The following is a 12,922-nucleotide window of genomic DNA, read 5'->3' on the forward strand; positions in this document are numbered from 1 at the left end:
GGTTGCGACGGCATCGGTGGGTGTAATGGCGTCCTGTCCGGCTCGCCCGTCATGGCGTAAGTCCCCGTATTCTGTCCCGCGCCTGCGTTCGAAGATCCTCACCGTACTAAGCCGGTCGAGTACATGCCATGATTTTCGGACCCTCGACCGCAAGAAATGGTGCTGCCGCGACGTGCCGCAGCGGCGGCGGGGCTAGGGCGTGTCCGATGGGTCGTGTGACGCTCCCGCGGACCACCAACCGACTCAAGAACTTCCGAGCCATCGCCACGCGCTTCGAGAGGAGGGCGTACGGCTTCTACGGGACGGTCGCAGTGGTCGCGATCCGCCGATGGATCCGTCCGCAGTCGCAGTGAAGCGCCCCGTTCAGAGGTCCTTGGCACCCGGGTAGCGGCGGCGAAGGTCGCTGAGTACGCGCTCGTCGACAGCCCTGACGTCCCACGAGGAGCTGTCGAATTCGGTCAGGACGAGCACCAGCTTGTCCTCGGCGAACCCCTGTGCTTCGGCGTCGATCAACTGGAGGAAGGGCGTCGTCAACGACAACAGCGTCAACGTGTCCATCCCTGCGTCAGCGGACCTTCTCGCCATCTCGACACAGCGAGGATCGACGATCTCGTCGAATTGGACGCGCCACGTCACGTCCAGGCCGAAGCTACCGAGGCGAACCAGCAGCTCGGCCAGGGTCACATAGTGCTTTCCGTGCCAGGCAGGAAACGTGATCCCCTTCATCCCCACTGCGGCTGTATCACGTGGCATGCGACCCCCTTGGTCCAGCGAACCTAGGCCACAGCCCTGATCAGGTCACACGGCCCTTCGGACAGCCCCTAGGTGCTGTCCGAGGGCTGCAAGGGCGACGCGATCGAGCTGACCCTGATCCTCAAGAGGGAGGAGTACGCACCGCTGCGCAAGCTGCTCCGCTCCGGCCGCACGCTCTTCCTTCAGACCAACGTGGATCACGCCTGGTGGGTGCGCCCGGTCGGCGACATCCAAGCCGAAGTCCAGGTGAGCGGACAGCGGTTCGTCGATCCGATCCGCTGAGTCAAGGTGACCTTCGCGGAGGTGACTGGGCTGAGACGTCGGTGCTCCGCTCTGGCTGTGATCCTGGCTTGCTCCCGCGAGGCCCATCCAGCGGCCATGCCGGCCAGGGTGGTGCCAATGCCGCCTGCCAGTGCCCCGAGCACTGCTGCCAAGCCCGCGTCCATGGAGAGAGTGTGGCGCGGAGGCGGTCTCCGGGGGGAGCGGATGCGGAACGAGGTGAGGGCGGCGACGAAGGCTCAGGCCGCAGTCACCGCGTACGCCGCCGAGCACGACCTCAACCGATTCGAGGTCGAGAACCAGCTCCGGCAGGTCACCCGCCACCCTCCGAAGCCGGAGGAGTAGGTAGGGCGGAATGGCACTGGACAGATTTGCGCGTCAAGCAGGCCCTGTTCTGTCACCGTCACGGGGCGCGATCGTGGTGATATCTGCAATGACCTCGACGTGTCGCATAAGCGCATGTGAAAGATCAGCTCGACACCTATGAGCTCTTACGAGGTGATGTCTCGTCTCCTCCCAGAGTCCTATCCAGGCGTCGCTGTCATGGGCCACGTCGCGGTCGTCAACTTTGGTGATCATGGCATTCAGTGCCTCTGTGGCTTCCTCGAATTTGTCCAGGACCCATCGCGATTCTGTGGGATCGTCTCGAAGGTCCGGATAGTCGCCAAACTCTAGCCACTCACGACCATCACTACCTTGCGTTCCTGGGATGTACAAGCCGTCATTGAGTGCCTCGTAGAGAGCCGTGCTCGCATCGGTGCGCACCTGCTCCGCCGCTTGGCTGAACACCATGGGATCGACGATTCCATTTTCGAGCAGGCGGAAGGTCCGCCATAGGAGGTTGTCCCATGCGGCCATGGCCTTACGCACCTGCACGACTCGAGCGACCTGAGCGCGCTGCGACTCGGACTGCCGAGACGCCGCCGCAGAAGCAAGAGTCGACTGGCGCTCCGCTGATGCCTCTCGGAGTGCCCGCTTTTGTACCTGAAGGGGCCCGTAGAAGGTAGCGGCGCCTGCGACGATCGCGCCGGCCAGGGCCCCAAGTAGGCCGTAGACAGCGTCCGACACGGTCCCCCTCCATCGCCAAGCAGTCCTAGTGCACGCAAGCGCCGTTCGCGCGAACCTACCGGTCATCGAACTTCGCGGACAATGCTCAGCGCCCTCCCCATGGGTGTTGGGCTGGTGCTCACCCGCCGATTCGAACTTGAACATGTGAACGATCCCGCTCCGCTTTCCCGCCTCGGACTCCTGCGCTTCCTCGAACGCGTGCAGGAGCGAGACCTCGCGCGCACTCGGAGGTGGACAGCGCACGAAGAGGAGCAGGCAGCAGGCCGGGCCCGCGCCGCCGCGCTCCGGCCGCCCGATCCGGACTGGCTCATCGAGTGCGGCCCCGAGGACACCGCGCCGTGTACGTCCACGTCGGCGGCTGCCACATGGCAGGGAAGCGGTCGCGCGCGGCGACGCGGGATCAGGCGCGGCAGGCCCTCGCCGCGGGCGTGGATGAGTGCCCGCACTGCCGGCCGGACACCGCGCTCGGCGTGCTCGACTAGCTGTCGTTGGAGCGGGCGCGCCGTCGTCGGCGGATCGGGGCTGTTGCCCACACGGTCAACCCGACCAACGACAACACGATTGCCCCGCCGACGATGGTGGGGACGACCGCCAGGAATGCGAGGTCGATCATCCACTCAAGAAACATCACCACATCGCTCATCGTGCGCCGCCCCTCGTCACATCCTTCTCGACGTCTGTTCTCAACGGCCGGTTCCGGGGGACTGGCTAATGCTCGGCCACTGCCTGCCGGACACCGCGCTCGGCGTGCTGGATTGAGCGGGTGTGACGGTCACGAGCTGTCTTACGCTGGGTGGACTGTGTGCCTCGGTCGTCGGCGGCCGGGGACCACTTTCGGCCCGCATCCGTACGCGGGCGTAGGCCGGTAGTGCCAAGTCGGCCGTGCACCCAGACCCCGTGCGCGGCCGACGGCAGACGCTCCTCGGCCGTTGGCGGCCGGGGAACACCCCGGTGTCCCCGCTTCGCAATCCGGCCCGCGCACTTCGTTTGCAGCACTGCATTGCAGGCCCACGCCGTTCACGCTGTTGGGCAGAGCCATGCGGTGGCACCTGCCGACAGTGCCGCCGCCCCCGGCCCGCTTGGTGCATGCATTCCATGCACGCCATCAGCGCGCGGCACGGCTGGGTGGGGCGGGTAGTGCTGGGGAGTCGCGCCCGCCCCACCAGCTGCCGATTGCGGTCGACGGAGTAGCCCGAGCTGCGCCCGCCACTTCACGCTCGCGCGCTGGGGACATGGTCTCCCCCCGCAGCCCGTAGTGATCTACCCGCCCGACGAGGCCGGCGGCCGGCGCGTCCGTATCGACGGCACGATCCTCGGTCGCGCCTACAGCACCCAGGATGTTGCCCGGTTCATGCAGGAGGCCGGGCTCCAGTCCTTCGACGAGGTCGACGTTGTGCGCTCGGCGCTGATCGAGTGGCGTGGCGGCGGCCCGGACGCGTGGGCCTGAGGTGGAGTACCCGGTCGCCGTGGCGCTCGCCGAGAATGTTGCTCACCTGCCCAGAGGCGAGGGCTGGTGGTTCGAGCCGAAGTTATGGACAGGGTTTGAGGGTGTCCATGGTCCACCATGGGTGACATCCCGACGCTGGGTACGCGCGCCAGACGGAAGAGGAGTGGCAGCGCCTTCGCACGGAGGCGAGCGAACTGCCCTATCCGTGGGCGCCCGCCTACCGGAGCCTGATCGAGGCCGCGTACACAGGTCCCGGTCCTGGAAGGCGGCGTGGTCGTCGCTCCACTGCTTGGTCAGCCGGGTGACGGTGGCCGGGGACAGACCGGCGGTGCCGCCGAGGAACTGCTCCAGCGCGGGGACGAAGTCCCCGGAGGACAATCCGTGCAGGTAGAGCAGTGGCAGCACCTCGGAGACCTTCGGCGACTTGCGGCACCACGGCGCGAGGATCTTCGAGGAGAACCGCTTGCGCTCGCCCGTGGCCTCGCCGACTCGGCGGTCGTTCACCCGCGGGACCCCGCCCTCGACGGGTCCTGCGGCGGTGACCACGGTTCGGGGCGGGTGGTGGCCGTTGCGGACCACGAGGCGGTGCCCGCGCTCGTCGGTCTCGGCAGCCAACTCGGCTATGTAATGGTTGACTTCCGCCTCCAGCGCGGCAGCCAGCATCCGCCGAGCGCCTTCACGGACGATCTCATCGATCAGGGAGCCGGACTGGGTCGAGCCGTCGTCGGTGACTACGCTGAGCACGGGCGTGCCTTCCCGATCCGCGCTGCAACGCGGGCCTACTCGGAGACCTTACGGATCAGTTCGGGAAGGTACGCCCTCCGCATGCCCCCGGAACCGATCCACAAGTCCTGAGCATTGCTCCGCCACCGCCCGCCTCCTGTACCGGGTTTCCTGATGTTCCGTCGCGCGGGATGGTCTGTCGACGGTGGCAGGGGCTCACTGGCTACGAGGCTCGCGATCTGTCCCTGTTCTGACGCGGGCAGTGAGCGTGAATGCCGATGACGGGGATGCCGCTGTGCTCCCCGCTCCCTAGGGGGCGGCCTCCCTCAGTACTCAACCGTGGCGGCCCGGCGCGTGCCGAGGTGTCGCTTGCCTGGGAAATCGAACATGTGCTCTAGTCGGTGTCATGCGGAACACCATCACCGATGACCTCGTACAGACACAGCAGGAGTGGACCGCGACCTACCAGCAGCTCGCCGAGCAGCCCGGCCGCACCGTTCTGCGGCGGCGCCTGCTGCGCCTGTCGCGCCTGCTGGCCGGTGAACGGCTCAGCCCGGCGGCGAAGGCGGAGCTGCGCCGACGGGCGCAGGAGCAGTCGTGATGTCGTGGCCGGGCTCGAGTGCGGCGGGCTGGTGACATGGGACTAGCGATAGTCGTGCACCGCCCGTCCCCGAGCGGCGGGCGCCGTGTCACGGTCGGATCCGCGAGCCTGGGGCTCGCGCACAGCGACGGCGACCTGATCGAGTTCCTGCGCCGGGCCGGACTCGACGACGCGGAGAGCCTCGTGCTCGGGGACTCGCCGCACATCGTCTGGTGCGGAGGGTGCGCTCACGAGTACGGGGCGGTGTGACGAGGCGGGCGACGCGTGCGGCCTCGGCGCACTTACCGGGCGAGCCGGCCGTCGTCGACGCTGCCGCTCGGGCTGCCCTACGGTGCTGTCCACAGCGATCCGCCTCATGGAAGGGCTGCCATGTCGGAGGAGAAGCCATGGGGCGCACCAGCGCGCGCGGTACAGCTCACCGGCGGTGAGCCGTTCATCGGCCTGGCGGGCAAAACCGTCATGGACTTCTGGCGGTACTCGGTGCCGAACCTGGTCACGAACACGTCGCGCGGCCTCCTCGCGCAGTACCTCGTGCACACGGCGTTGGGCAGTACGACCCGGCCGGATGAGTGGGACTGCTACGACGTGGAGGGTGACGACGGGCTGCGGGTCGAAGTGAAGGCGAGTGCCTACCTCCAGTCCTGGGAGCAGCGCGAGCTGTCCCGGGTCACCTTCTCCGTGGAGAAGCGCCGTAAGTGGACCTCGGCCAACGGGTTCTCCGGCGAGCCGACGCACAACGCTGATGCGTACGTCTTTGCGGTGCACACGGCGACGCGGCACGAGGAATACGACCCGCTGGACGTCTCCCAGTGGGAGTTCTACGTGGCTTCACGCGCCACGATCGCGGAACTGAATCAGAAGACGGCAGGACTGGCCACAGTGCGGCGCATCGCAGCCGGTCCGGTCCCCTTCGGCAGGTTGGGCGAGCTGATCCGCTCGGCCGGTCACGCAGAGGGGGCCGATGGTGCCGGAACTCTGATGTGAACGACGACGGCTGATGAGGGTCCGCCGCAGCGCGTCTTTCGTGATCATTAGGCTACGGCCATGGGTGAAGAGGAGCGCTCGGCGGTCGCCGGGGTTGACGTCGATGATTCGGGCTGGTCCCACACTCGTGCGTGGGTGGAGGGGAGCCTGCGTCCCGGGGAGCGGATCCGTGCCGTGCAAACACTGCGCGGGGGATGGACGTCGCAGATGCGCCGCCTCGATGTCGAGAGGATCGAGGGGAGCCAGGGAATCCCGGGGGAGGAAGAGCCGTACTCCCTCGTGCTCCGGTCGTTCGTCAGGCCGTTCTTCGTGAAGCACGCGAAGGGGCTGCTCACTCGGGAAGCCGAGATTCTCCAGCTGCTGGCGGGTACCGCCGTGCCGGCGGCTCGTCTTCACGGGGTGGACGCGTCGGCCGAGAACTGCGATCACCCGTCGCTGCTGATGTCGTTGTTGCCGGGGAGCGTCAGGCTCGACGCACCGGACATCGAGCGGAGGGCAGAGCTCCTTGCTCGGCAGCTCGCGGTGATTCACGGGTTGCGCGTTCCGGAGGGGGACCGGCCGCGTACGTACCAGGCATGGACGAGTCCGGAGCGGGTGCGGCTTCCCGAGAGCTCGCGTCGCATGGACGTGTGGCAGCGTGCCGTAGAGGTGATCCGCCGTCCGCCGCCGGCTCACCGGTCGTGCTTCCTCCACCGTGACTTCCACCCCGGGAACGTGCTCTTCACCGGAGAAGGAGCGGGTCTGACCGTCACCGGTGTCGTGGACTGGGTGGAGACGTCCTGGGGGCCTGCCGACCTGGACGTGGCCCACTGCTCCACCGCGCTCGCCCTGCTGCACGGAGTGCCCGTCGGCATGCAACTGGCGGATCGGTACCTCGCGGTCGGCGGAACGCTCAGCGACGCCCCGGCCGACCACCTGTACTGGCGTGTGCTGGATGCCCTGGCCTTCGCACCGGACGCGGAGAAGGTCGCTGAGCCCTGGCGGGAACTCGGCAGAACGGACCTGACGCCGGCCGTGCTGACACAGCGCCTGGAGGACTATCTCGAAGCGCTCTTCAGCAGATACGGCTGAGGGGAAGGGGGGCGAGTGTGCGTTCCTCCGATGCACCGTGCCCGGTCACGTCGCTGCCCCGAGGCCGGGCCGTCGAAGCTTTCCCCATGCCACCAGCTCCACCGTCACCGCCACCGCCACCGCCTGCACCGCCAACAACGCGACCAGGACGAACAGCTGGACCGCCCCCGCCATCACCGGTGACGCGCCGCCCAGGAGCATCCCGACGAAGGCGCCGGGGAGGGTGACCAGACCGACCGTACGGGTCTGGTCGAGGCCGGGGAGGAGAGCGTCGGAGGCCGCCGGGCGGGCTATCTCCAGGCGGGACTCGCGGGGGAGCAGGCCGAGCGCCAGGCAGGCCTCCACCTCGCCCTTGCGGGATTCGAGTTCGTCGAGGGCGCGGCGGCCCGCCAGGACGGTCGCCGTGAGCGCCCCGCCGATGAGGATGCCCGTGATCGGGATCAGGGCGATGCCGTTCAGGGGGATCAGGCCGCAGGCGACGAGGGCGCCGACGACGGGAGCCACCGGCGCCGCGATCGGCAACGCCGCCCACACCCAGCTGCGGTCCCGCGTGAGACGGCGACCCGCCGTGCGCGCGGCCACGGTGAACATGAGGAGCAGGAACGCGAGCAGCGCCGCGCCGTGGTGGACGACCCAGCCGATCACCAAGGAGACCGCGCCCAGTTGGAGGGCCGCCCGGACGCCCGCCACCGCGATGTCGCGCGCCCGGCGCCACGACGCGTCGGGCGCGAGCCGGAAGACCGCGGCCACCGTGACGGCCACCAGGAGCAGGGCGACCAGGGCCGCCGCCAGGGTGGCGTTGACGGGGAGGAGGGCGGACGCGGCGGTGGCGGGATCATGCACGCCAGCAGCCTAGGAGGTGCGGGCGGGCCCGAAGAGACCTGCCCACGATTCCCAGGAAGCCCCCACGGCCGCCCCGCCAACCTGCACACGGCCCCAGGACGTCCAGGGCCCGGAGAGAGCCGTGCCGCCCGGCCCGGCCGTACCACCCCGGAACAGTCGTGCCCCCGCCCCGGATCTGTGCCGCATCGTGATCATGGGTGAGGATGGGGGACGTAACAGGACGTGCAGGAACCGCGGAATGAAAGAGGGCTGACCGTCATGGCACAGCAGGTGCAGGGCGTGATCGCACGGGCGAAGGGCGCTCCGGTGACGATCGAGACGATCATCGTGCCGGATCCCGGTCCGGGCGAGGCCGTGGTGAAGGTCCAGGCGTGCGGGGTCTGCCACACGGATCTGCACTATCGGGAGGGCGGGATCAACGACGAGTTCCCGTTCCTGCTCGGGCACGAGGCCGCCGGTGTGGTCGAATCCGTCGGCGAGGGCGTGAGCGAGGTCGCGCCCGGTGACTTCGTCATCCTCAACTGGCGTGCCGTGTGCGGCCAGTGTCGAGCCTGTCTGCGCGGGCGGCCCCAGTACTGCTTCAACACGCACAACGCCAAGCAGAAGATGACCCTGGCCGACGGCACCGAGCTCAGCCCCGCGCTCGGCATCGGCGCCTTCGCGGAGAAGACGCTGGTCGCCGCCGGGCAGTGCACCAAGGTCGACCCGGCCGCCTCCCCGGCCGCGGCCGGACTCCTCGGCTGCGGCGTGATGGCCGGCATCGGCGCCGCCATCAACACCGGCGCGGTCGGCCGCGGTGACTCCGTCGCCGTCATCGGCTGCGGCGGCGTGGGCAACGCGTCGGTCGTCGGCGCCCGGCTCGCCGGCGCCGCGAAGGTCATCGCCGTCGACATCGACGACAAGAAGCTGGAGACGGCCCGCGCGCTCGGCGCCACCCACACCGTCAACTCCCGCGCCACCGACCCGGTCGAGGCCGTGCGCCAGCTCACCGGTGGCTTCGGCGCCGACGTCGTCATCGAGGCGGTCGGCCGCCCGGAGACGTACGAGCAGGCCTTCTACGCGAGGGACCTGGCCGGCACGGTGGTCCTCGTCGGAGTGCCGACGCCCGAGATGCGGCTCGATCTGCCGCTGCTCGACGTCTTCGGACGCGGTGGCGCGCTCAAGTCGTCCTGGTACGGGGACTGCCTGCCCTCCCGCGACTTCCCGATGCTCATCGACCTGTACAGGCAGGGCCGCCTCGACCTCGACGCGTTCGTCACCGAGACCATCGCGCTCGACGAGGTGGAGAAGGCGTTCGAGCGGATGCACCACGGCGACGTGCTGCGCTCGGTGGTGATGTTCTGATGACCGCCGAGAACCAGGGCGCCGGGAACGGCGCACGGGTCGAGCACCTCGTCACCTCAGGGACCTTCTCCCTGGACGGTGGCACCTGGGACGTCGACAACAACGTATGGATCGTCGGCGACGATCAGGAGGCCGTCGTCATCGACGCCGCCCACGACGCCGACGCCATCGCCGCGGCCGTCGGCGACCGGAGGCTCGTCGCGATCGTGTGCACGCACGCCCACGACGACCACATCGACGCCGCGCCCGCCCTGGCCGAGCGGACCGGCGCGCCGATCCTGCTGCACCCCGCCGACACCGACCTGTGGAAGCTCACCCACCCGGACCGCGCGCCCGACGCCGACCTCGCCGACGGGCAGCGACTCACCGTCGCGGGCGTGGAGTTGACCGTGCTGCACACGCCGGGCCACTGCCACGGCGCGGTCAGCCTGTACGCGCCGGGACTCGGCACCGTCTTCACCGGCGACACCCTCTTCAAGGGCGGGCCCGGTGCCACGGGCCGTACGTTCAGCGACTTCCCGACGATCGTCGAGTCGATCCGCGGGCGACTGCTCACCCTGCCGCCCGAGACCGTCGTGCGCACCGGACACGGTGACAGCACGACGATCGGGGCGGAGGCGCCTGACCTCGAGGACTGGATCGCACGAGGCCACTGAGGCGACGGTCGCGGCGGGCGGTGCTCAGCAGGGTGCGAGTACCGCCCGCACCGTCTTGCCGCCGCGTGGATGCGGCTCGACGCTCCATTGGTTCGCCAGCGCGTGTACCAGGGCGATGCCGCGGCCCGACTCGGCCGACTGCGACGCGGGCTTGAGGCGGGGCAGCCCCGGCCCGTCGTCGTGGACGGCCACCGTCAGTTCACCCGCGTCGTTGAGGCGCAGGCTCATACGGCAGCGGCCGCCGGACGCCTTGTTGGCGTTCGTGACCAGCTCCGAGACCACCAGCTCCGCGTCGGCCGCGGTGCCGTCGGTCCGCCCGGCCAGGAACGACCGGGTCAGGCGCCGGGCCAGCCGGGGTGCTCCGGCGCCCTGCGGCATGAGGTACTCCACGCGTGCGGCACGCCGTTCGGCGTCCCTGAGCGCACGCATGACGATCACTCCCCTTCTTTTGATTCCCTCTGGACTGCGTGGGCCTTGCTTCGGTACCGAAGCCCCTTCCCACGGAACTTGATCCCCAAGCGGGATCCCTGCGGCGGGTCCGCCAAGGAGTGGTAGCGGTGCCCGATGCGCCGCCCGACCAGGACGTAGGCGATGAGAGCGCCCGCGGTGTTGAGGATGACGTCGTCCACGTCGAAGGCCCGGCCCTCCACCAGCGCGCCCTGCGCCAGCTCCACCAGCACCATGACCACCGCCGTGAGCAGCAGCACCCGCACCATCCGCATCCGGCGCGCCACCAGCACGGGCAGCAGCAGCCCGAAGGGTGCGCCGAGGAGGAGATTTCCGCCGATCTGCTTGCAGGCGGCCAGGAAGGTGTACGAGTCCGCGTACTGCCGCAGGCTCGCTCCCGGCCGCAGATTCGACCCCGCGATCCCGTTGGAGGAAGGGGAGGGGGTGAGAGTGAGCCGGGCGAGCACGGCGGAGAACGCCACCAGGGCGAGGAACGCCACGAGCGCGATCACCGCCCGCAGGCCAGCCCGCCACCATCGGCTCGTGCGTTGTTCGCTGCGTTCTGTCGTCACCGAGGTCATGTACGTCGGTTGCCCGCATCCCGCGCGATCAGGCGCGTCACCCGCTTTCGGTCGGATGGGCGAGCGTGTCGAGGAACCGCTCGAAGGCCGGCGACGAGGAGCCGTCACCGCACCGGGCCCGCTCCACCTGCGGTATCGACACCTTGCCGAGGTGCACTGCCGGGGCCTCGCCGGCCTCGGCCAAGTGCAGCCGCTCCAGGGCCCGTTCGGCGGCCGTGCGGCGAACGTACTCGATCACTGTCACGCCCAGGTGGTCCGCGTGTCTGCTGACCGCGTCGTACTCGTCGGGCGTGAAGAGCTCCCGCAGGAGCGCGGTACCGTCCATGGCGGCATGATGCCGTTCCGGTTCACGCGGCGTGGGCGGATGGCATATTCGCCCCCCGTTCGCGTGGAGTTGGCGCATGCGGGTGGCGCGCGACGCCAGAACGCGACATGACAACCCGGGAACCCGAACCGAACCGACGACCCCGCAGCGCAGCGCGACGTCAGAACCGGTCGGGGTCCGCGGCCGCCCAGTCCACGGCCCACGACTCGGGCGGACCGGCGGTCAACTGTCCCGGCTCCAGCCAGTCGTGGAGCGCCGCGTAGGGGAGCAGCGTATGGGGCGCGGTGCGCCGCACCAGCAGGTGCGGGCCCAGCTCGCGCGGATCGCGCACCCCCATCGCCGCCATGATCTGCCCGGCGCTGCGCACGGTGGCGCTCTGGTAGTGGTGGACCCGCACCGCCTTCTCCGGCACGTCCAACGCCCTTGCGCGGCCCGGGTCCTGAGTGGCCACGCCGACCGGACAGGTGTTGGTGTGGCAGCGCTGCGCCTGGATGCAGCCGACCGCGAACATCATGGCGCGGGCCGCGTTCGTGAAGTCCGCGCCCTGCGCGAGGCGTTTGACGATGTCGGCGCCGGTGGCGACCTTCCCGCTCGCGCCGACCCGGACGCGGTCGCGCAGACCACTGCCGACGAGCGCGTTGTGCACCGTGATCAGGCTTTCGGTGAGCGGCATGCCGAGGTGGTCGGCGAACTCCAGCGGCGCCGCGCCCGTGCCGCCCTCCGCCCCGTCCACGATCACGAAGTCCGGCGTCACACCCTCCGCGAGCATCGCCTTGCACACCCCGAGGAACTGCGCCCGCGAGCCCACGCACAACTTGAACCCGACCGGCTTGCCGCCCGCGAGTTCCCGCAACTCGGCGAGGAAAAGCACCAGTTGGCGTGGCGTGTCGAACTCGCGGTGGTACGGCGGCGACACGACGGTCTCGCCCTCGGGTACGTCCCGTACGCGCGCGATCTCCGCGTTCACCTTCCCGCCCGGCAGGACCCCGCCGATGCCCGGCTTCGCGCCCTGCGACAGCTTCACCGACACGCACTTCACCTGCTCGCGCGCCGCCTTCTCGGCGAACTCCGCCCGGTCGAAGCCGCCGTCGTCGGTGCGGCACCCGAAATAGCCCGTGCCGAGCTCCCACACCAGGTCGCCGCCGTACGCGAGATGGTGCTCGGACAGGCCGCCCTCACCGGTGTCGTGTGCGAAGCCGCCCAGCGCCGCGCCCTTGTTGAGCGCGCGGATCGCGGGCGCCGACAGGGCGCCGAAGCTCATCGCCGAGACGTTCAGGAGGGCCATGTCGTACGGGCGCGTGCAGTCGGGTCCGCCGATCCGTACCGTCGGCGGCTGTTTGGGCGGGTCCACCGGGCGCATCGACGGCACCAGGAACTCGTAACCCAGCTCGTACACGTCCCGCTCGGTGCCGAACGGCTCCTCGGCCGACCGGTTCTCCTCGTACTTCGCCCGCTCGTAGACGATGTCGCGCACGTCCCGGTCGTAGGGCCGGCCGTCGTAGTTGCGCTCGATGAAGTACTGCTGCATCTCGGGGCGCAGCTCCTCCATGAGGAAGCGCAGATGCCCGAGGAGCGGATAGTTGCGCAGGATCGAGTGGCCCGTCTGGCACAGATCCCACACGCCGAGAGCGGTGAGGGCGAGCAGCGGCAGGGCCGCGCACCACCACCACGGCGAGACGAGCAGCGACAGGGCGAAGGCCCCGGCCGCACCGACGACTACGAGGAAGAACACGAGGAAACGGCGCACGGATCGAGTCAAACGCACGACGTGCCGAACGAGGTGCGCCGACACAGGGCCGT

The 12,922-nt window shown here is 69.5% G+C and carries 18 protein-coding genes and 2 pseudogenes; 11 read left to right on the top strand and 9 right to left on the bottom strand.

Annotation, left to right across the window (positions count from 1 at the left end; translation table 11 throughout):
- Positions 1–179 precede the first annotated feature (179 nt).
- Positions 180–353: pseudogene (locus B072_RS48595) on the top strand (IS5/IS1182 family transposase); the annotation flags it as partial.
- Between the two features lie 10 nt (positions 354–363).
- On the opposite strand, the gene B072_RS0105225 reads toward B072_RS48595, so the two are convergent.
- Entirely contained in the window at positions 364–684 is a 321-nt protein-coding gene (locus B072_RS0105225; protein WP_234018796.1) for a hypothetical protein, read from the bottom strand.
- 141 nt (positions 685–825) lie between these two features.
- Here B072_RS0105225 and B072_RS0105230 point away from each other — a divergent pair, with 141 nt between their 5' ends.
- On the top strand, positions 826–1,035 hold the full coding sequence (locus B072_RS0105230; RefSeq protein WP_018528882.1) for a hypothetical protein: 210 nt from the start codon (positions 826–828) through the stop codon (positions 1,033–1,035).
- Between the two features lie 204 nt (positions 1,036–1,239).
- Positions 1,240–1,377 carry a hypothetical protein gene (locus B072_RS48020; RefSeq protein ID WP_018528883.1) on the top strand — a complete coding sequence of 46 codons (138 nt, stop codon included), beginning with the start codon at positions 1,240–1,242 and terminating at the stop codon, positions 1,375–1,377.
- Between the two features lie 33 nt (positions 1,378–1,410).
- Here the strand turns inward: B072_RS48020 and B072_RS48025 are convergent, their stop codons facing one another.
- On the bottom strand, positions 1,411–1,890 hold the full coding sequence (locus B072_RS48025; RefSeq protein WP_158689153.1) for a hypothetical protein: 480 nt from the start codon (positions 1,888–1,890) through the stop codon (positions 1,411–1,413).
- 548 nt (positions 1,891–2,438) lie between these two features.
- Between B072_RS48025 and B072_RS49750 the strand changes: the two genes are divergently transcribed.
- Positions 2,439–2,582, top strand: a complete 144-nt coding sequence (locus tag B072_RS49750) for a DUF6233 domain-containing protein (RefSeq protein WP_018528884.1) — start codon at positions 2,439–2,441, stop codon at positions 2,580–2,582.
- On the opposite strand, the gene B072_RS48600 is transcribed toward B072_RS49750, so the two are convergent.
- The gene (locus tag B072_RS48600; protein ID WP_018528885.1) at positions 2,579–2,743 is read right to left on the bottom strand and encodes a hypothetical protein; all 165 of its coding nucleotides are present in this window, start codon (positions 2,741–2,743) and stop codon (positions 2,579–2,581) included. The genes B072_RS49750 and B072_RS48600 overlap by 4 nt on opposite strands.
- Before the next feature lie 612 nt (positions 2,744–3,355).
- On the opposite strand from B072_RS48600, the gene B072_RS0105250 reads away from it, so the two are divergent.
- The gene (locus B072_RS0105250; RefSeq protein WP_018528886.1) at positions 3,356–3,547 is read left to right on the top strand and encodes a hypothetical protein; all 192 of its coding nucleotides are present in this window, start codon (positions 3,356–3,358) and stop codon (positions 3,545–3,547) included.
- 246 nt (positions 3,548–3,793) lie between these two features.
- On the opposite strand, the pseudogene B072_RS42470 reads toward B072_RS0105250, so the two are convergent.
- Positions 3,794–4,291 (bottom strand): annotated as a pseudogene (locus tag B072_RS42470) (transposase); the annotation flags it as partial.
- Positions 4,292–4,676: 385 nt separating this feature from the next.
- Here B072_RS42470 and B072_RS0105260 point away from each other — a divergent pair.
- The 4 genes from B072_RS0105260 (at position 4,677) to B072_RS0105275 (ending at position 6,926) form a co-directional block, all read left to right on the top strand.
- Entirely contained in the window at positions 4,677–4,871 is a 195-nt protein-coding gene (locus B072_RS0105260; protein ID WP_018528887.1) for a hypothetical protein, read from the top strand.
- Between the two features lie 36 nt (positions 4,872–4,907).
- Complete coding sequence (locus tag B072_RS0105265; protein WP_026245472.1) at positions 4,908–5,120, top strand: hypothetical protein; 213 nt, start codon at positions 4,908–4,910, stop codon at positions 5,118–5,120.
- Positions 5,121–5,240: 120 nt separating this feature from the next.
- Positions 5,241–5,855 (top strand): hypothetical protein, encoded by a 615-nt coding sequence (locus B072_RS42475; protein ID WP_018528889.1) that lies wholly within the window; start codon positions 5,241–5,243, stop codon positions 5,853–5,855.
- Between the two features lie 60 nt (positions 5,856–5,915).
- Entirely contained in the window at positions 5,916–6,926 is a 1,011-nt protein-coding gene (locus B072_RS0105275) for a phosphotransferase family protein (protein WP_018528890.1), read from the top strand.
- 45 nt (positions 6,927–6,971) lie between these two features.
- On the opposite strand, the gene B072_RS0105280 is transcribed toward B072_RS0105275, so the two are convergent.
- Positions 6,972–7,769: an ABC transporter permease gene (locus B072_RS0105280; RefSeq protein WP_018528891.1), complete on the bottom strand. Its 798-nt coding sequence runs from the start codon at positions 7,767–7,769 to the stop codon at positions 6,972–6,974.
- A gap of 258 nt (positions 7,770–8,027) precedes the next feature.
- Here B072_RS0105280 and B072_RS0105285 point away from each other — a divergent pair, with 258 nt between their 5' ends.
- Positions 8,028–9,113, top strand: a complete 1,086-nt coding sequence (locus tag B072_RS0105285; protein WP_018528892.1) for an S-(hydroxymethyl)mycothiol dehydrogenase — start codon at positions 8,028–8,030, stop codon at positions 9,111–9,113.
- A complete protein-coding gene (locus B072_RS0105290) occupies positions 9,113–9,769 on the top strand; it encodes an MBL fold metallo-hydrolase (protein ID WP_018528893.1) in 657 nt (218 codons plus the stop codon). The genes B072_RS0105285 and B072_RS0105290 overlap by 1 nt, the downstream gene beginning before the upstream one ends.
- 24 nt (positions 9,770–9,793) lie before the next feature.
- On the opposite strand, the gene B072_RS0105295 is transcribed toward B072_RS0105290, so the two are convergent.
- The 4 genes from B072_RS0105295 to B072_RS0105310 all read right to left on the bottom strand — a co-directional run bounded on the left by B072_RS0105295 (position 9,794) and on the right by B072_RS0105310 (position 12,869).
- The gene (locus B072_RS0105295) at positions 9,794–10,198 is read right to left on the bottom strand and encodes an ATP-binding protein (RefSeq protein WP_158689154.1); all 405 of its coding nucleotides are present in this window, start codon (positions 10,196–10,198) and stop codon (positions 9,794–9,796) included.
- 5 nt (positions 10,199–10,203) lie between these two features.
- Entirely contained in the window at positions 10,204–10,728 is a 525-nt protein-coding gene (locus tag B072_RS42480; RefSeq protein WP_018528895.1) for a VanZ family protein, read from the bottom strand.
- A gap of 106 nt (positions 10,729–10,834) precedes the next feature.
- Positions 10,835–11,122 (bottom strand): hypothetical protein, encoded by a 288-nt coding sequence (locus B072_RS0105305; RefSeq protein WP_018528896.1) that lies wholly within the window; start codon positions 11,120–11,122, stop codon positions 10,835–10,837.
- Between the two features lie 160 nt (positions 11,123–11,282).
- Positions 11,283–12,869, bottom strand: a complete 1,587-nt coding sequence (locus tag B072_RS0105310) for an FMN-binding glutamate synthase family protein (protein ID WP_018528897.1) — start codon at positions 12,867–12,869, stop codon at positions 11,283–11,285.
- Positions 12,870–12,922: the final 53 nt, after the last annotated feature.

It is taken from the genome of Streptomyces sp. HmicA12 (assembly GCF_000373565.1).
Taxonomy (GTDB): Bacteria; Actinomycetota; Actinomycetes; order Streptomycetales; family Streptomycetaceae; genus Streptomyces.

What these genes read in the sequence shown, in the direction of transcription:
- B072_RS48020 (WP_018528883.1), top strand. Translation starts at nt 1,240, where the DNA reads ATGCGGAACGAGGTGAGGGCGGCGACGAAGGCTCAGGCCGCAGTCACC.
- B072_RS48025 (WP_158689153.1), bottom strand. Translation starts at nt 1,890, where the DNA reads ATGGCCGCATGGGACAACCTCCTATGGCGGACCTTCCGCCTGCTCGAA.
- B072_RS48600 (WP_018528885.1), bottom strand. Translation starts at nt 2,743, where the DNA reads ATGAGCGATGTGGTGATGTTTCTTGAGTGGATGATCGACCTCGCATTC.
- B072_RS0105260 (WP_018528887.1), top strand. Translation starts at nt 4,677, where the DNA reads ATGCGGAACACCATCACCGATGACCTCGTACAGACACAGCAGGAGTGG.
- B072_RS0105265 (WP_026245472.1), top strand. Translation starts at nt 4,908, where the DNA reads ATGGGACTAGCGATAGTCGTGCACCGCCCGTCCCCGAGCGGCGGGCGC.
- B072_RS42475 (WP_018528889.1), top strand. Translation starts at nt 5,241, where the DNA reads ATGTCGGAGGAGAAGCCATGGGGCGCACCAGCGCGCGCGGTACAGCTC.
- B072_RS0105275 (WP_018528890.1), top strand. Translation starts at nt 5,916, where the DNA reads ATGGGTGAAGAGGAGCGCTCGGCGGTCGCCGGGGTTGACGTCGATGAT.
- B072_RS0105285 (WP_018528892.1), top strand. Translation starts at nt 8,028, where the DNA reads ATGGCACAGCAGGTGCAGGGCGTGATCGCACGGGCGAAGGGCGCTCCG.
- B072_RS0105290 (WP_018528893.1), top strand. Translation starts at nt 9,113, where the DNA reads ATGACCGCCGAGAACCAGGGCGCCGGGAACGGCGCACGGGTCGAGCAC.
- B072_RS0105295 (WP_158689154.1), bottom strand. Translation starts at nt 10,198, where the DNA reads ATGCGTGCGCTCAGGGACGCCGAACGGCGTGCCGCACGCGTGGAGTAC.
- B072_RS0105305 (WP_018528896.1), bottom strand. Translation starts at nt 11,122, where the DNA reads ATGGACGGTACCGCGCTCCTGCGGGAGCTCTTCACGCCCGACGAGTAC.